The following is a 16865-nucleotide window of genomic DNA, read 5'->3' as shown; positions in this document are numbered from 1 at the left end:
GCGAGGATCAGCCGAGCGGCAGACCGTTCACCGGCAGGCCCTTCAGGGGCAGCCCCTGGGCGGGCAGGGCGCCGGCGACCGGCAGGCCACCGAGCAGACCGGAGACCGGGTCGGCCGCGGCGGGCTTGCCCTTGTCGGCGGGGGTCTCGGTGCCCTCGCTGAGCTTTTCGAGGGTCGGCGCCGCGGCCCGCACGGTGGTGGCGAGTGCGCCCTGGCCCGCGGCGAGGGCCTCGTGGCTGCCGGCGGGCAGGGACTTGGCGACGTCACCGACGGGCAGCGTCGAGGTGGCGGTGCCCAATGCGCCCGTGACGCTGGGCACGGCCGGCGCGGCGTTGGCGGCACCCGCGCCCGCGGCGGCGAAGGCGGCGCCGAGAGCGGCGACACCGAGGGTCTTGGCGGCAGACTGCTTCATCTTCAATGCGTCCTTGATGACGGGGACTTTCGAGCGGCCCACGACCGTAAACATGTGAAGGGGCGGTCGGCAAACAGCGAAACAGCAAAAGCGCGGCCGGGAATTAATGTTCCCGGCCGCGCCCGCATTGCCTCAATTCCTGTTACACATCCACAGAAGCCCTGGTGGAGGCGGTCTGGCGGAACAGCCATTCGGACTTCAGCTCGGCATATCCGGGCTTGATCACGTCATTGATCATGGCCAGGCGTTCATCGAAAGGAATGAACGCTGATTTCATCGCATTGACTGTGAACCACTGCATGTCGTCGAGCGTGTAACCGAAAGTCCCGACCAGGTGCTCGAATTCGCGGCTCATGCTGGTGCCGGACATCAGGCGGTTGTCGGTGTTCACCGTGGCCCGGAAGTGCAGCTTGCGGAGCAGGCCGATGGGGTGCTCGGCGTACGAGCTGGCGGCGCCCGTCTGCAGGTTGGAGCTGGGGCACATCTCCAGGGGGATGCGCTTGTCACGTACGTAGCTGGCGAGGCGGCCGAGCTTCACGGTGCCGTCGTCGGCGACCTGGATGTCGTCGATGATCCGCACGCCGTGGCCGAGGCGGTCGGCGCCGCACCACTGCAGGGCCTGCCAGATGGACGGCAGGCCGAAGGCCTCGCCCGCGTGGATGGTGAAGTGGTTGTTCTCGCGCTTGAGGTACTCGAAGGCGTCGAGGTGCCGGGTGGGCGGGAAGCCCGCCTCCGCGCCCGCGATGTCGAAGCCGACGACGCCGAGGTCGCGGTAGCGGTTGGCGAGTTCGGCGATCTCCAGGGCGCGGGCGGCGTGCCGCATCGCGGTGAGCAGCGCGCCCACGCGGATGCGGTGGCCATTGGCCTTCGCGCGTCGCTCGCCTTCCCGGAAGCCTTCGTTGACGGCCTCGACGACCTCCTCGAGGGTGAGGCCCTGTTCCAGGTGCTGCTCGGGTGCGTACCGGATCTCGGCGTAGACGACGCCGTCCTCGGCGAGGTCCTCGGCGCACTCGGCCGCCACGCGCTTGAGGGCGTCCTTCGTCTGCATCACCGCGCAGGTGTGGGCGAAGGTCTCCAGATAGCGCGGCAGCGAACCGGAGTCGGCGGCCTCCCTGAACCAGACGCCCAGCTTGTCGGGGTCGGTCTCGGGCAGTCCCTCGTATCCCGACTCGCGGGCGAGGTCGACGATCGTGCCGGGACGCAGGCCGCCGTCGAGGTGGTCGTGCAGGAGCACCTTCGGGGCACGGCGGATCTGGTCGGCACTGGGCGTTTCGCGGTCCGTCTGACCGGCTTTGGTGGTCTGGCTCGTCATTTCGGCACTCTAGCGCCTACGCGCGTAGATCGCTGCGTGGATCTCACCGGTCGATACGTAACAGTGACCCCGCGGACGGGTGGCGTACACCATCGCTTCTGACACTGTTCTGTCATGGCACAGCAAGCGACGCCCGATTCCGCGCGCGCGGCCAGGCTCGGGCGGGTGATCGGCGCCCGCCCCTCGGCGGTCAGCGGCGCGGTGCTTCTGCTCCCCGGCGGCCACGAGACCTCCGACCGCAAGCCGTCCCCGTTCGCCGCGGCCACGGTGCGCGCGCTCGGCCGCAGGCTCGCCCAGGACGGCCGGAAGGAGGGGCTCGCCGCGCACGTCGTGCACTACGGCTGCCGGGGATGGAACGGGGCGCAGGCGCAGCTGGCGCGGGACACGGAGTGGGCGGCGGACGAGATCGTACGTCTCTACGGCGACGTCTCGATCTGCCTCGTCGGCAAGGACATGGGTGGCCGGGCCGCCCTGCGGGCCGCAGGCCACGAAGCGGTCAACTCCGTCCTGGCGCTGGCCCCTTGGCTGCCCGAGGACGACGTGGCCGCCTCCCCCGAGCCGGTGAAGCAGCTCGCCGGGCGACGGGTTCTGATCGTGCACGGCACCAATGACGAGCGGACCGATCCCGAGTTGTCGTTCCGTCTCGCCGAGCGGGCGAAGAAGGCGAACCGTGAGGTGTGCCGGTTCGAAGTCCACTCCGACGGCCACCGGTTGCAGCAACACCAGCCCGAAGTCCAGGCGCTGGCCTCGGACTTCGTCATGGGCTCGCTGTTCGGGCACGCGTACGCACGCCCATTGGAGGACGCGCTCGCGGCTCCGCCGCCGCTGGGGCTGCGGATGCCGCTTGCCGCGGGGTTCGGGAAATCGATGCGGCACTGACCGGCCGCGCGGGAGGCACTGCGCGGGAGCCACTACTCCGGCAGCAGCCGCCCGCGCCTGCTCAGCAGGAACTTTTTGAACGCCGCCACCGGTGGTGTGTCCGGGTGCCCGTCCAGCCAGGCCACGCCGATCTCCCGTACCGCACGCTGGCCCGTCACCGTCAGTTCGACGACTCCCGGCCGCGGGACGGCCGGTGGCGGGAGGAGGGCGACGCCCAGGCCCGCCGCCACCAGGCCCCGCAGTGTCTCCGCCTCCTCCCCCTCGAACGCGATCCGCGGCTTGAAGCCGGCCTCCTGGCAGAGGTCGTCCGTGATGCGCCGCAGGCCGTAGCCGGGTTCGAGGGTCACGAAGGCCTCCTTTGCCGCTTCCGAGAGCCGCACCCGCTTCCGGGAGGCGAGGCGGTGGTCGTCCGGCACGACGAGACGGAGCCGCTGTTCGTCCAGGCGGCGGGCGACGAGATCGGGCGCGTCCGGCACGGGCGACGTCAGGCACAGGTCGAGCTCGCCCGCCCGAAGCCGCTCGATCATCGCCTCCCCGTAGTTCTGTACGAGGCTGAAGCGCACCCTCGGATGATCCGCGCGGAAGGCGCGGATCAGGCCGGGGACGGTCTCCGAGCCCATCGTGTGGAGGAACCCGAAGGCCACCTTGCCCGACGCCGGGTCCGCGTCCGCCCGTACGGACTCCGCGGCCCGCTCCACCTCACCGAGCGCCCGCTCGACGGAGGCCAGGAACGTGCGGCCCGCCGGGGTCAGGGACACCGTCCTGCCGTGCCGCGCGAACAGCTCGACGCCCAGGTCCTGTTCGAGGCGGACCAACGCACGTGACAGCGTCGACTGCGGCACCTGCATCTCCTGCGCGGCCCGCGTCACGTGCTCCGTGCGCGCGACCCCCGCGAAGTACGCGAGGCGCGGCGAGAGCAGCGCGGACCAGGAGCCGGGGGTCAGCTCGGCGGGCACCGACGTGGATCCGCCGACGTTTCCTACGTAACCGCTCTGCGACAGACGCCGCTCTGAACTGCGCTCATGCACCATGGGAACGATTATGGCCAATCCATGCATTGGACGGATGAATCTCGTGTGCCTACGTTCGACACATGCCTCCTGCCAGTAGCGGGGCGTCCGTCACCCACGCGGCCGCCCTCACCCCGTCGTCCCCTGCCACTGCACCCACCGACGCCGCCGACACCCGGCTGAACCCCGGCGGCCCCGGCTACCGCCGGATGAGCTTCGCCCTCTTCCTCGCCGGTGTCGCGACCTTCGCGCTCCTCTACTCCACGCAGGCGCTGCTCCCCCTCGTCTCCGCCGACTTCGGCGTCAGCGCGAGCTCGGCGAGCTGGACGGTGTCGGCGGCCACGGGGGCGCTCGCCCTCTTCGTCCTGCCCCTGAGCGCGCTCAGCGAGCGGTTCGGGCGGCGGACGCTGATGACGGTCTCGCTGACGGTCGCGGTGGCCGTGGGTCTTCTCGTCCCCTTCGCGCCCTCCATCGGCGCGCTCATCGCGCTGCGTGCCGTGCAGGGCGCGGCGCTCGCCGGGCTCCCGGCCTCCGCGATGGCCTTCCTCGCGGAGGAGGTCAGGCCCAAGGCGCTGGTCGCCGCGATCGGCATGTTCGTGGCGGGGAACTCGATCGGCGGCATGAGCGGACGCATCATCACCGGCTGGGTCGCGCAGGCATGGGGCTGGCGCGTGGCCGTGGGCGTGGTGGGCGTCGTGGCCGTGCTGTGCGCGCTCGCCTTCCGCGCGCTGCTTCCCGCGCCGCGCCACTTCACGGCGGGCTCGCTCAACCCCAGGGCGCTTGGACGGACGATCCGTTCGCACCTCTCCAACCCGCTGCTGTGCCGTCTGTACGCGATCGGCGCGCTGTTCATGACCGTGTTCGGCGCGGTCTACACGGTGATCGGCTACCGCCTCACCGAAGCCCCCTTCTCGCTCCCGCAGGGCATCATCGGCTCGATCTTCCTGGTCTACCTCGTCGGTACGGTCTCGTCGGCCGCCGCGGGGAAGCTGGTGACGCGGCTGGGCCGGCGCGGTGCGCTCTACCTGGCCGTGAGCACGACCACGGGCGGGCTGCTGCTCTCCCTCTCCGACTCCCTGGTCATGGTGCTGCTCGGGCTCGTCCTGATCACCGCCGGCTTCTTCGCCGGTCACGCGGTCGCCTCCTCGTCCGTGAGCCGTACGGCCACCACGGGGCGGGCGCAGGCTTCAGCGCTCTACCAGTCCGTGTACTACCTGGGCTCCAGCGCGGGCGGCACGCTCGGCGCGGTCGCCTTCCACGCGGGGGGCTGGGCCGGGACGGTGGGCCTGGGTCTGCTCGCGGTCTCCGGCGTCGTCTCCCTCACCGTCTGGGGGTCGCACGCGGCTCGCGTCCAGGAGCGGGAGCGGCGGGAGCAGCGGCGGCGAGGGCTCGTGGCCGCGCACTGACTGTTGTCGGCGACCACTCCTGCCTGCGGGTTTTCCGACTCCGGGGGCCGTTGTCAGTGGGCTGCGGTAACTTCCGAAGTGCTGGGACTTTCGTGGCAGCCGCAGGGGTGGGTTGGGATGACTGACATCGCAGGTACGACGTCGGAACTGGACGTCACGCTGGAGAAGCACCGGGTCGAGCTGACCGGGTACTGCTATCGCATGCTGGGGTCGGCCTTCGAGGCCGAGGACGCGGTACAGGACACCATGGTCCGGGCCTGGCGGAGCCACGAGAAGTTCGAGGGCCGCTCCAGCCTGAGGTCGTGGCTGTACCGCATCGCGACGAACGTCTGCCTGGACATGCTGAACGCGGGCAACCGCCGGGCCCGGCCCATGGACCTCACCGCGTCGGCGCCGCTCGCCCAGGCCGCTTTGACCCCGCGCCCGGACAATGTGTGGCTGGAGCCGATGCCGGACGCGCGCGTGCTGCCCTCCGTCAGCGACCCCGCCGAGGCCGCCGTGGCGAAGGAATCGGTGCGGCTCGCGTTCGTCGCCGCCCTGCAGCAACTGCCACCGAAGCAGCGTGCGGTGCTGATCCTGCGTGAGGTCCTCGCGTGGAAGGCCAGCGAGGCGGCCGAGCTCCTCGACACCTCGGTGGCCTCCGTCAACAGCGCGTTGCAGCGGGCGCGGGCGACGCTGGCCGAGAGCCACGCCGACGACACGGCCGTATCCAATCCTCTGGACGAAGAGCAGCAGAAGCTGCTCGAGCGCTATGTCGCCGCCTTCGAGGGGTACGACATGGCGGCGCTGACGGCGCTGCTGCACGAAGACGCCATCATGACGATGCCCCCGTTCGACCTGTGGCTGCGCGGCACGTCCGACATCACCGGCTTCATGTCGACCATGGGCGCCTCCTGCGCCGACAGCCGTCTGTTCCCGGTCAACGTCAACGGCACGCCGGGCTTCGCCCACTACAAGCCCGACCCCGAGAAGGGCGGGTTCACGCCGTGGGCGATTCAGGTCATCGAGATCTCAGAGGGGCGGATCGCGGGCTTCCACTGCTTCCTGGACACGCCCCGGTGGTTCCCGCTGTTCGGCCTGCCGGTCCACCTCGATCTCCATGGGGAGCCCGACGAGGTGCAGTAGCTCGCGCAGGTCCGGGGCCGGATTCCGCAGGCGGATCCGGCCGCCTGCGCGGCGGGCGGTGAGTTGCAGCCGGGCCAGGGCGTCCACCGCGGCGAGGACGGGCGGGCCGAGGTCGGTCACGTCGCATACGAGGACGTCCGCGTCGCTCGCTTGCAGCGTGACGCGGGCTTCCTCGCAGAGGCGGTGCGTGGCCTCTCGGTCGAGGGTGCCGGTGAGGGTCAGGTCTGGCGGCTTGATGGCTTCCACGTTGGGGAGACCGTGCGGGCCGCCGGAACTCATCGGTAGGTCCGCCGGTTCGTTCGCCTGCGGCGGGCTTTCTCCCCAACCCCGCCCCTTCCCGGCTGTGACATGTGCGGCTCCGCCGCGGGCCGCTCTGGCGCGGGGGCCTTGGGCGCCGTTGATCACCGGCTTCGCCGAGTTCGTCCTCAAACGCCGGACGGGCTGAAAGATTCCGGCCGGGCTGGACATATCCAGCCCGGCCGGCGTTTGAGGCCATCAGGGAACGCCCCTACAGCCCCCTACGCGATGCGGTCCAACACGATCGGCGTCGCCGAGAAGCCCGTGCCCTCCGGGGCGATGTCGAAGGAACCCTGCACGGCCTGCAACGCGTACTCGAACCGCTCGGGAGTGTCCGTGTGCAGGGTCATCAGGGGCTGACCCGCGGTCACGACCGCGCCCGGCTTCGCGTGCAGTTCCACGCCCGCCCCCGCCTGCACCACGTCCTCCTTGCGCGCACGCCCCGCGCCGAGGCGCCAAGCGGCGACGCCGACGTCGTACGCGTCCAGGCGGGTCAGGACCCCGGACGACGGAGCCGTCACGACGTGCGCCTCCCGGGCCACCGGGAGCGTCGCGTCAGGGTCACCGCCCTGGGCGGCGATCATCCGCCGCCACACGTCCATCGCGGAACCGTCCGCCAGCGCCTTCGCCGGGTCCACATCACGCAGCCCCGCCGCGTCCAGCATCTCCCGCGCCAGGGCGAGGGTGAGTTCGACGACGTCCGCCGGGCCGCCGCCCGCGAGGACCTCCACCGACTCGCGGACCTCCAGCGCGTTGCCCGCCGTCAGGCCCAGCGGCGTGGACATGTCCGTCAGGAGCGCGACCGTGCGTACGCCGTGGTCCGTGCCGAGGCCCACCATCGTGGAGGCCAGTTCGCGGGCGTCCTCCAGCGTCTTCATGAACGCGCCCGTGCCGACCTTCACGTCCAGGACGAGCGAGCCCGTGCCCTCGGCGATCTTCTTCGACATGATCGAGGAAGCGATGAGCGGGATCGCCTCCACCGTTCCCGTCACGTCCCGCAGCGCGTACAGCTTCTTGTCGGCCGGGGCCAGACCGTCGCCCGCCGCGCAGATCACCGAACCCACACCGTCCAGGACCGACAGCATCTCCTCGTTCGACAGGAGCGCGCGCCAGCCCGGGATCGACTCCAGCTTGTCCAGGGTGCCGCCGGTGTGGCCGAGGCCGCGGCCCGAAAGCTGCGGAACCGCCGCGCCGCACGCGGCGACCAGCGGGGCGAGCGGCAGCGTGATCTTGTCGCCGACGCCTCCCGTGGAGTGCTTGTCGGCCGTGGGGCGGGACAGGGACGAGAAGTCCATGCGCTCGCCGCTCGCGATCATCGCGGCGGTCCAGCGGGCGATCTCGCCGCGGTTCATGCCGTTCAGCAGGATCGCCATGGCCAGGGCCGACATCTGCTCGTCGGCCACCGCGCCACGCGTGTACGCGTCGATGACCCAGTCGATCTGCTCGCCGCTCAGCTCGCCGCGGTCCCGCTTCGTACGAATCACGGAGATGACGTCCATGGCATAACCCCTCTTTGCGCCTAAAACGGTGATCGCGACTCTACGCGCATAGAGCCACGAGATGAAGAAGGCCCCCGCCGATCGGACCGCAACCGGCAGGGGCCGTACGTCAGTTGAGGTGCTGCGGGCCGAACGCGTCCGGCAGCATGTCCCCCAGCGTCCGGATGCCCGCGGCCGTCTCCAGGAGGAGCGTCGCGCCGCCGAACTCGTAGAGCAGCTGGCGGCAGCGACCGCACGGCATCAGAATCTCGCCCTTGCCGTCGACGCAGGTGAAGTGCGTCAGACGGCCGCCCCCGGTGAGCTGGAGCTGCGAGACCAGGCCGCACTCGGCGCACAGGCCGAGGCCGTACGACGCGTTCTCGACGTTGCAGCCCGACACCGTGCGGCCGTCGTCCACGAGGGCCGCGGCACCGACCGGGAAGCCCGAGTAGGGCGCGTACGCACGGGACATGGCCTCGCGCGCAGCATCCCGCAGCGCGTCCCAGTCGGGCGCGTCCCAGTCGGTCTCGGTCACGTTCCTTGTCCCTTTCGGTAGGGCTGGCCGTCCGCCTTCGGCATCCGAAGGCGCTGGGCGGAGAGCGAGAGCACCAGCAGCGTGACGACGTACGGCGTCGCGGTGACGACCTGGTTGGGCACCTCGTCGGTCAAGCCGTACCACGCGAACATCAGCGCCGAGACGGCCGCGGTGATCGCCGCGGGCACGTAACGCTTGCGCCATACGAGGTAAGCCGCGCCGATGACCAGCAGGATCGCGAGCAGCAGGAGCAGCGCGTGCACGTTCGTGCCGCCGCCCCGGAGCTTCAGGCTGTCGGTGTAACCGAACAGGCCGGCACCGAGCGCGAGTCCGCCGGGCATCCAGTTGCCGAAGATCATGGCGGCGAGGCCGATGTAGCCGCGCCCGCCGGTCTGGCCCTCCAGGTAGATGTTGGAGGCCACCAGGGAGAGGAACGCGCCGCCCAGGCCGGCGAGACCGCCCGAGATGATCACGGCGAGGTACTTGTACTTGTAGACGTTCACGCCGAGGGACTCGGCGGCGACCGGGTTCTCGCCGCAGGAGCGCAGCCGCAGACCGAACGCCGTGCGCCACAGGACCCACCAGCTCAGCGGCACCATCGCGATGGCGATCACGGTGAGCGGCGACAGGTTGGTGAACAGGCCGCCGAACAGGCCCGCGAGGTCCGAGACAAGGAACCAGTGCTTGTCGTTCAGGTCCTGCAGCCAGTCGGAGAGCCCTGGTACGGAGAACTCCCCGAGCGAGTCGACCGGCGGCGACTGCTTGGACGTACCGCCCTCCTTGCCCTCGAAGGCGAAGGTGGAGAGGTAGCGCGTGACGCCCAGGGCGAGGATGTTGATGGCCACACCGGAGACGATGTGGTTGACGTTGAAGGTGACCGTTACGATCGCGTGCAGCAGACCGCCGAGCGCGCCGCCGAGGATGCCGAACAGGATGCCGACCCACGGGCCCCACTGGTAACCGGCGAACGCGCCGAACCAGGTGCCGAGGATCAGCATGCCCTCGAGGCCGATGTTGACCACGCCCGCGCGCTCCGCCCACAGCCCGCCGAGGCCGGCGAGGCCGATCGGCACGGCGAGCCGCAGCGCGGTCGACATCTGTCCGGTGGAGGTGATGCCGTTCGCGTCGGTGATCAGCCGGACCACGGACGTCAGGACGAGCACGCCCGCGATCACGAGAAGGAGGACGGGGAGCGATATGCGGCGGCGGCCCGGCGCGGGCTGCTTGGCCGGGGGCTTGGCTACGGTTGCCGAGCTCATCGGGCAGCCACCTCCTTCACGGTGTCGTTGTTGCCGTTGTTGCGGGCGGCGGCGGCAAGCTCCTCGCCGACGCGGCGCTGCTGGCGCTTCAGGCCCCAGCGGCGTACGGCCTCGTAGGAGACGACGACCGCGATCACGATGAGGCCCTGCATGATCACCGCGATCTCCTTGTCGTACGCGACCGGGGTCGCGTAGTCGAGGGCGGGCGACGCCTTGTCGAGGAAGGCCCAGAGCAGCGAGGCGAACGCGATGCCGACCGGGTTGTTGCGGCCGAGCAGGGCGATGCCGATGCCGGTGAAGCCGAGCCCCGCGGGGAAGCTGAGGCTGTAGGTGTGGGTGTCGCCGAGCAGGATCGGCATGCCCGCGAGGCCCGCGACCGCTCCGGAGATCAGCATCGCGCTGAGCACCATGCGCTTGGCGTTCACGCCGGAGGCCGCGGCGGCCGACGCGGAGGCGCCGGTGGCGCGCAGGTCGAAGCCGAAGCGGGTGCGGTTGAGGACCAGCCAGTACAGGACGCCCGCGAGCGCGGCGATGATCACGAAGCCGTAGATCTCGCCGGACTCACCCATGCTGATGCCGGGGAACCAGCCGGACTCGTGCATCTCGCCGGTGGTCTGGTTGTTGCCGACCGGGACACCGAAGTTGTCGGTGAGGGTCATGTAGCCGATGACGCTCGTCGCGATGGCGTTGAGCATGATCGTCGCGACGACCTCGCTGACGCCGCGGGTGGTCTTGAGGATGCCCGCGATGCCCGCCCAGAAGGCGCCGGTGAGCATGGCGACCAGCATCAGGAGCGGAATCTGGAGCGGGGCCGGCAGCGCCACGTGCGCGCCGACGACCGCGGTGGTCACCGCGGCGAGGCGGTACTGCCCGTCCACACCGATGTTGAACAGGTTCATGCGGAAGCCGATGGCCACCGCGAGCGCGGCCAGGTAGTACATCCCGGCCTGGTTGATGGTCAGGACCTGGACGTCGGAGTAGCTGATCTGCTCCAGCATCAGGGTGTACGGCTCGATCGGGTTCTTGCCCGAGGCGAGCAGCACGACCGAGGTCAGCGCCACGGCCACGACAAGGGCGATGACCGGTCCGGCCACCGCGAGGAGCACGCGCTCCTTGTCGAACTTCTTCATCGGGCCTCGTCCTCCGAAGTCTCGGCAGAGCCCTCTTCGGGGTCTTCTTCTACGTGTTCGAGGTGGCCCGAGGCCGCGCCCGTCATGGCCGAACCGAGCTCCTCCGGCGTGACGGTGGCCGGGTCGGCGTCGGCGACGAGCCGTCCGCGGTAGATCACGCGGAGGGTGTCGGAGAGGCCGATCAGCTCGTCCAGGTCGGCGGAGATGAGCAGGACGGCCAGACCCTCGCGCCGTGCCTCGCGGATCTGGTCCCAGATCTGGGCCTGCGCGCCGACGTCCACACCGCGGGTGGGGTGGGCGGCGATCAGGAAGCGGGGCTTGTGGCTCATCTCGCGGCCGACGATCAGCTTCTGCTGGTTGCCGCCGGAGAGGGACGCGGCCGTGACGTCGATGCCGGGCGTGCGGACGTCGTACTGCTCGACGATGCGCCGGGTGTCGGCCTGCGCGCCCTTGGGGTCGAGCCAGAAGCCGCCCTTGCCGCGGGAGTTTGGCTTCTCGGTGACGTGACCGAGGATGCGGTTCTCCCAGAGCGGCGACTCCAGGAGGAGGCCGTGGCGGTGGCGGTCCTCGGGGATGTAGCCGACGCCCTGCTCGCGGCGGTGGCGCGTGGCCATGGCGGTGATGTCCTGGCCCGCCATGCGGATGACGCCGGAGTCGGCGTGCTTGAGGCCGATGAGCGCGTCGATCAGCTCGGTCTGGCCGTTGCCTTCCACACCCGCGAGGCCGAGGACCTCGCCCTCGTGGATGGTGAAGGAGATGTCGTCGAGGAGGGCGCGGCCCGACTCGCCGTCGGCGAGCAGCTTGAGCTCCTCGACCTCGATCATCGCCCGGTCGGTGACCGTCGACTCGGCCGTCTCCGGGGTGGGCAGCTCGCTGCCGACCATCAGCTCGGCGAGCTGGCGGGGCGTCGTCTCGGACGGGATCGCCGTGCCGACGGTCGTGCCGCGCCGGATGACGGTGATGTCGTCGGCGACGGAGAGGACTTCGCCCAGCTTGTGGGAGATGAAGATGACGGACAGGCCCTCGGACTTCAGCTCACGCAGGTTGTCGAAGAGAGCGTCGACCTCCTGCGGCACGAGGACCGCCGTCGGCTCGTCCAGGATCAGCGTGGTGGCGCCGCGGTAGAGGACCTTGAGGATCTCCACGCGCTGCCGGTCGGCCACGCCGAGGTCCTCGACCATGGCGTCGGGGCGCACCCCGAGGCCGTACCGGTCGGATATCTCCGCGATCTTGCGGCGGGCGGCCCCGCCGATGCCGTGCAGCTTCTCGCTGCCGAGAACGATGTTCTCCAGGACCGTGAGCTGGTCGGCGAGCATGAAGTGCTGGTGGACCATGCCGATACCGCGCGCGATGGCGTCGGCGGGGCTGGAGAAGGTCACCTGGGTGCCGTCGACGGAGATGGTGCCCTCGTCCGGCTTCTGCATGCCGTAGAGGATCTTCATCAGGGTCGACTTGCCCGCGCCGTTCTCGCCGACGAGGGCGTGCACGGTGCCCCTGCGGACGGTCAGGCGGATGTCGTGGTTGGCCACGACGCCGGGGAAGCGCTTGGTGATGCCGGTGAGTTCAACGGCAACGGCCTGTGCGGTGGTCTTGCCCGTGTCGGGGTGGGTGGACGCGTCGATGGCGCACTCTCCTCGGGAATCCTCAGGAAAGGGGCCACCTACGCGCGTAGCGCCCCTGGTTCGACGGGAGTTGAGCAGTGGGCCGCGCGAACGGGGCGCGGGGGAAACCATCGTCCCCCACACCCCGTTCCGCGACCATCACGCTGTTGTTACGGCTGCGGCGACCACCGTCGAGTGGTCACCGCGGCCGTCGTCACGGCGGGTGTTACGGCTGTGGTCACAGCCGCCGATCCGGCTGCCGTTACGGCGTCGCCTTGACCTTGATCTTGCCGCTGATGATGCTCTCTTCGGCCTTCTTCAGGGCAGCCTGGAGGTCGGCGTTCTTCTTGAACTCGGGGTTCGAGTCGGCGAGCGCGACGCCACCGGACTTGAGGTCGGCGCGGACGACGCCACCCTCGGCGTTGTCCTCGGCGACGGACTTCGCCAGGTTGTACACCGACCCGGCGACATCCTTCGTCGCGGAGGTCAGGATGTACTTCTTGTACTTGGCGAGCGCGTCCTGCTTGTACTGGTCGGAGTCGACGCCGATCGCCCAGACCTTCTTGGCGGCGGCGGCCTCGATGACACCCTGACCGGAGAGACCGGCGGCGTGGTAGACCACGTCGGCGCCGTCCTCGATCTGGCCCTGCGCGGCCGTCTTGCCCTTGTCGGGGCTGGTGAAGCCGCCGTCCTCGGCCTTCTCCGTCAGGTACTGCTTGACGACCTTGACCTTGGGGTTCGTGTCCTTGACGCCCTGGACGTAGCCCGCCTCGAACTTGTGGATCAGCGGTACGTCCACGCCGCCGACGAAGCCGACGGTCTTGCTCTTGGTCGTCTTGGCGGCGGTGACGCCCGCGAGGTACGAGGCCTCCTGCTCGCTGAAGACCAGGTCGGCGACGTTCTCGGCCTTGACCGTCTCGTCGTCGACGATGCCGAAGGTGACCTTCGGGTACTTGGCGGAGACCTCCTTGACCGCGGGGGCGTAGGCGTAACCGACGCCGATCACCGGGTTGTAGCCCTGCTTGGCCAGCTGGGTCAGGCGCTGGGCCTTGTCGGCGTCCGACTCGCCGTCGTTCGGCTCGACGGCCTTCTTGCCGATCTTCAGGTCCTTGGCGGCCTTGTCCATGCCGGCGGTCGCGGCGTCGTTGAAGGACTGGTCGCCCTTGCCGCCGACGTCGTAGGCGATGGCGACGCCCTTGCTCTTGCCGTCGCTCTTGGAGCCTGCGGCATCGCTGGACGTGCCGCCGCAAGCGGTGGCGGAGACGGCGAGCGCGGCGGTGGCTACACCGGCTGCGGCAATTCGGGAAACCCGGCGCATAGAGAGGAACTCCTTATGTACAAGCAAGCACAAGCACGTACGAGCGCCTCACCTGGCGCTGATTTCGCCGCAGCGTAACGCGCGTAGACCTGACATAAGAACCCTTCTGTCCCGTCCGTTATCGAGCTGTGGCCGCGAGGTGGCGGGAGCATGGACGCACGGTGGGGCGCCCCGCACTTCGCGGGGCGCCCCACTGCTCGCCGGCTGGGCTACGGCGTGGTCTCGACCGTGACCTTGCCGTCGATGATGTCCTTCTCGGCCTTCTCCACGGCGGCGACGACGTCCTTCATCGCCGTGTACTTCGGGTTCGAGTCGGCGAACCCGACGCGTCCGGACTTCAGGTCGTAGCGCTGCTCACCGGTGATCGGCTTGCCCTCGACGACGGACTTCGTCAGGTCGTACACAGCCCCGCCGACATCCTTGAGGGCGGAGCCGAGGATGTAGTCCTTGTACTTGGCCAGGGCCTTCTGCTTGTACTGGTCGGAGTCGACGCCGATCGCCCACACCTTCTGCGAGCCGGCCTCCTGGATCACGCCCTGCCCGGAGAGCCCCGCCGCGTGGTAGAGCACGTCGGCGCCCGACTCGATCTGACCGCTGGCCGCGTTCTGGCCCTTGTCGGGGCTGCTGAAGCCGCCGTCCTCGGGCTTCTCGGTCAGATACTGCTTCTCGATCTTGATCTTCGGGTCGACGGACTTCACGCCCTGCACGAAGCCGGCCTCGAACTTGTGGATGAGCGGTATGTCCACACCGCCGATGAACCCGACATGATCGGCCTTGGTGGCCTTCGCGGCGGCGACGCCCGCCAGATAGGACCCCTGCTCCTCATGGAACACAAGATCGGAGACGTTGTCGGCCTTGACGGTGTTGTCGTCGATGATCCCGAAGGTGGTCTTCGGGAACTTCGCCGCCGCCTCCTTGATCGCGGGGGCGTAGATGTAGCCGACGCCGACGACCGGGTTGTAGCCCTGCTTGGCGAGCTGCTCGATCCGCTGCACCTTGTCGGCGCTGGACTCGCCGTCGCCCGGCTCCATGTCCACACCGCCGATCTTGAAGTCCTTGCGGGCCTTCGCGTATCCGGCGTAGGCGGCGTCGTTGAAGGACTGGTCGCCCTGGCCGCCGATGTCGTACGCGAGGCCGATGCCCTTGGCCTTGTACTTCGACGAGTTCCCTGGCTTGTCGTCCTTGCCCTCGCCCTCCGAGGCTTCGTTGCTGGTCTTGCCGCACGCTGAGGCCGCGAGGGCGAGGGACGCCACCACGACGGCCACTTGGGAGAGCCTCGACCCGCGGCTTCCACGGGTTCCACGGGTTCCACGGGTTCCACAAGATCCTCGACGAAGACGCATAGGACGCACCCCTTACGTTCCCCAAAGCACCCTTGAAGGGCCTGATTTCGGCGCACAGTAACGCGCGTAGAAAGGGAGGGGAACGGGGTTTCGCACTGCCGTTACCTATTCGTGCCGAGGGCCGGTTACGTCCGGGTGAACGGGACCGCCGTAACCGGCCGATAACAGCGCTTACCTACCGGGCGCCGTCGAGCAGCGCCGCGGCGGTGAACATCTCGACGCCCACCGTGATCGCCGACTCGTCCGCGTCGAAGTCGCCCTGGTGCAGATCCCGGACGGTGCGCTCACCGGGCGTACGGACGCCGAGGCGGGCCATGGCGCCGGGCACGTGCTCGAGATACCAGGAGAAGTCCTCTCCCCCCAGGCTCTGTTCGGTGTCCTCGACGGAGTGCGGACCGAGGCGCAGCTCCATGGCCTCCCTCAACAGGTCGGTCACATCAGGGTCGTTGACGACGGGCGGCACGCCACGGATGTAATTCACCTCGGACTTGGCGCGGTAGAGGTCGGCGATCTCCTGGATGGCTCCGTGCACCAGGTCGGGCGCCTTCCGCCAGGCGGCGAGGTCCAGGCAGCGGACGGTGCCGGAGAGTTCGGCGTGCTGCGGGATGACGTTGCAGGCGTGCCCGGACTCGATGCGGCCCCAGGTCACCGCGAGCCCCGAGCGGGCGTCGACGCGCCGCGCGACCAGGGCGGGAACGTCGGTGACGACCTTGGCGGCGGCTGTCACGAGGTCGGTGGTGAGGTGGGGCCGCGCGGTGTGACCCCCCGCCCCGTCGAGCGAGACTTCGAGCCGGTCACAGGCGGAGGTGATCGCACCGTGCCGAAGCCCGATCTTCCCGGCGTCGACACGGGGATCGCAGTGCACGCCGATGATGCGCCCGACGCCTTCGAGCACCCCGGACTCGATGGCATCCGGCGCACCACCCGGCAGGACCTCCTCCGCGGGCTGGAAGATCAGCCGTACGGGGTGGGGGAGTTGCCCCTGCTTCGCGAGCTCGGCGAGGACGAGCCCCGCCCCGAGCACCACGGTGGTGTGCACGTCGTGTCCGCAGGCGTGGGCGCGGTCGGGCACGGTGGAGCGGTACGGGGCGCCGAGCTTGGTGTCAGGGATGGGCAACGCGTCGATGTCGGCGCGCAGGGCGAGCATGGGGCGCTCGTCGCCCGCGTCGTCCCGCTGTCCGGTGCCGATGTCACAGATGAGTCCCGTGCCGATGGCGAGTACGCGGGGTTCGAGGCCCGCGCGTTCCAGTCGGGCCTTGAGCGCCGCGGTGGTGCGGAACTCCTGGTTTCCGAGCTCGGGGTGCATGTGCAAGTCGCGGCGGAAGGCGATGAGTTCGGCGCGCAGGTCGTCCGGGAGCGCGCCGGGGATTGCTGCTCTCCCGGGTGCGTCCTCCCCTGCTTCCCCGGGCAGATCGGCCTCGGACCCTCGCTCGGACTCTTGTGACATCAGTTGGTTCACCCTTTGAAGGGTAGGGCGAGGCATGGGCCAACTGACCCACGATCAACAAAAGTTCAGCCCGATAGGGTAAGAAAAAGTGGCCGCGTGGCGCATGGGCGCTAGTTGAGGTGGGTAAGCTTTCCGGCTTTTCAGGGTCTGAGACCCTGGTCACACGTGCTCGCCGACGGGGCGGGGGCGTTGCTGGGCCGGTGGCTTCGGTCGGCACCGGGGCGGGGGCGTTGCTGGGCCGGTGGCTTCGGTCGGCACCGGGGCGGGGGCGTTGCTGGGCCGGTGGCTTCGGTCGGCACCGGGGCGGGGGCGT

The 16865-nt window shown here is 69.7% G+C and carries 15 protein-coding genes; 3 read left to right on the top strand and 12 right to left on the bottom strand.

All coding sequences use genetic code 11. From position 1 onward, the window contains the following. Positions 1-7: 7 nt before the first annotated feature. Together AB0I94_RS03835 and AB0I94_RS03830 are read right to left on the bottom strand one after the other, a co-directional pair. On the bottom strand, positions 8-412 hold the full coding sequence (locus AB0I94_RS03835) for an ATP-binding protein (RefSeq protein ID WP_363307798.1): 405 nt from the start codon (positions 410-412) through the stop codon (positions 8-10). Between the two features lie 142 nt (positions 413-554). Next, positions 555-1724 (bottom strand): adenosine deaminase, encoded by a 1170-nt coding sequence (locus tag AB0I94_RS03830; RefSeq protein ID WP_363307797.1) that lies wholly within the window; start codon positions 1722-1724, stop codon positions 555-557. A 114-nt stretch (positions 1725-1838) separates the two neighbouring features. On the opposite strand from AB0I94_RS03830, the gene AB0I94_RS03825 reads away from it, so the two are divergent. Next, complete coding sequence (locus AB0I94_RS03825; protein ID WP_363307796.1) at positions 1839-2603, top strand: alpha/beta hydrolase; 765 nt, start codon at positions 1839-1841, stop codon at positions 2601-2603. 32 nt (positions 2604-2635) lie between these two features. On the opposite strand, the gene AB0I94_RS03820 is transcribed toward AB0I94_RS03825, so the two are convergent. Further along, the gene (locus AB0I94_RS03820) at positions 2636-3634 is read right to left on the bottom strand and encodes a LysR family transcriptional regulator (protein WP_363307795.1); all 999 of its coding nucleotides are present in this window, start codon (positions 3632-3634) and stop codon (positions 2636-2638) included. Positions 3635-3696: 62 nt separating this feature from the next. Here AB0I94_RS03820 and AB0I94_RS03815 point away from each other — a divergent pair, with 62 nt between their 5' ends. Together AB0I94_RS03815 and AB0I94_RS03810 are read left to right on the top strand one after the other, a co-directional pair. After that, on the top strand, positions 3697-5019 hold the full coding sequence (locus tag AB0I94_RS03815; RefSeq protein ID WP_363307794.1) for an MFS transporter: 1323 nt from the start codon (positions 3697-3699) through the stop codon (positions 5017-5019). A gap of 117 nt (positions 5020-5136) precedes the next feature. Next, the gene (locus AB0I94_RS03810; RefSeq protein ID WP_363307793.1) at positions 5137-6144 is read left to right on the top strand and encodes a sigma-70 family RNA polymerase sigma factor; all 1008 of its coding nucleotides are present in this window, start codon (positions 5137-5139) and stop codon (positions 6142-6144) included. Here AB0I94_RS03810 and AB0I94_RS03805 read toward each other — a convergent pair. The 9 genes from AB0I94_RS03805 to AB0I94_RS03765 form a co-directional block, all read right to left on the bottom strand. Then, complete coding sequence (locus AB0I94_RS03805; RefSeq protein WP_363307792.1) at positions 6031-6423, bottom strand: STAS domain-containing protein; 393 nt, start codon at positions 6421-6423, stop codon at positions 6031-6033. The two genes, AB0I94_RS03810 and AB0I94_RS03805, sit on opposite strands and share 114 nt — an antisense overlap. Before the next feature lie 239 nt (positions 6424-6662). After that, positions 6663-7940 (bottom strand): thymidine phosphorylase, encoded by a 1278-nt coding sequence (locus AB0I94_RS03800; protein WP_363307791.1) that lies wholly within the window; start codon positions 7938-7940, stop codon positions 6663-6665. A 109-nt stretch (positions 7941-8049) separates the two neighbouring features. After that, positions 8050-8454, bottom strand: coding sequence for a cytidine deaminase (locus AB0I94_RS03795; protein ID WP_363307790.1), 405 nt, complete (start codon positions 8452-8454; stop codon positions 8050-8052). Further along, a complete protein-coding gene (locus AB0I94_RS03790) occupies positions 8451-9713 on the bottom strand; it encodes an ABC transporter permease (RefSeq protein ID WP_363307789.1) in 1263 nt (420 codons plus the stop codon). The genes AB0I94_RS03795 and AB0I94_RS03790 overlap by 4 nt, the downstream gene beginning before the upstream one ends. Next, complete coding sequence (locus tag AB0I94_RS03785; RefSeq protein WP_363307788.1) at positions 9710-10843, bottom strand: ABC transporter permease; 1134 nt, start codon at positions 10841-10843, stop codon at positions 9710-9712. Before AB0I94_RS03785 ends, AB0I94_RS03790 begins: the two co-directional genes overlap by 4 nt. Then, positions 10840-12576 (bottom strand): ABC transporter ATP-binding protein, encoded by a 1737-nt coding sequence (locus tag AB0I94_RS03780; RefSeq protein WP_363307787.1) that lies wholly within the window; start codon positions 12574-12576, stop codon positions 10840-10842. The genes AB0I94_RS03785 and AB0I94_RS03780 overlap by 4 nt, the downstream gene beginning before the upstream one ends. A 130-nt stretch (positions 12577-12706) precedes the next feature. After that, positions 12707-13762: a BMP family ABC transporter substrate-binding protein gene (locus AB0I94_RS03775; protein WP_363307786.1), complete on the bottom strand. Its 1056-nt coding sequence runs from the start codon at positions 13760-13762 to the stop codon at positions 12707-12709. Positions 13763-13971: 209 nt separating this feature from the next. Further along, positions 13972-15105 carry a BMP family ABC transporter substrate-binding protein gene (locus tag AB0I94_RS03770; protein ID WP_363307785.1) on the bottom strand — a complete coding sequence of 378 codons (1134 nt, stop codon included), beginning with the start codon at positions 15103-15105 and terminating at the stop codon, positions 13972-13974. A 175-nt stretch (positions 15106-15280) separates the two neighbouring features. Continuing rightward, a complete protein-coding gene (locus tag AB0I94_RS03765; protein WP_363307784.1) occupies positions 15281-16552 on the bottom strand; it encodes a M20 family metallopeptidase in 1272 nt (423 codons plus the stop codon). Positions 16553-16865: the final 313 nt, after the last annotated feature.

Origin of the sequence: Streptomyces sp. NPDC050147, assembly GCF_040660195.1 — a bacterium.
GTDB lineage: Bacteria > Actinomycetota > Actinomycetes > Streptomycetales > Streptomycetaceae > Streptomyces.
The sequence above is the reverse complement of the archived record's forward strand: the minus strand, read 5'-3'. Positions and strand labels throughout refer to the sequence as shown.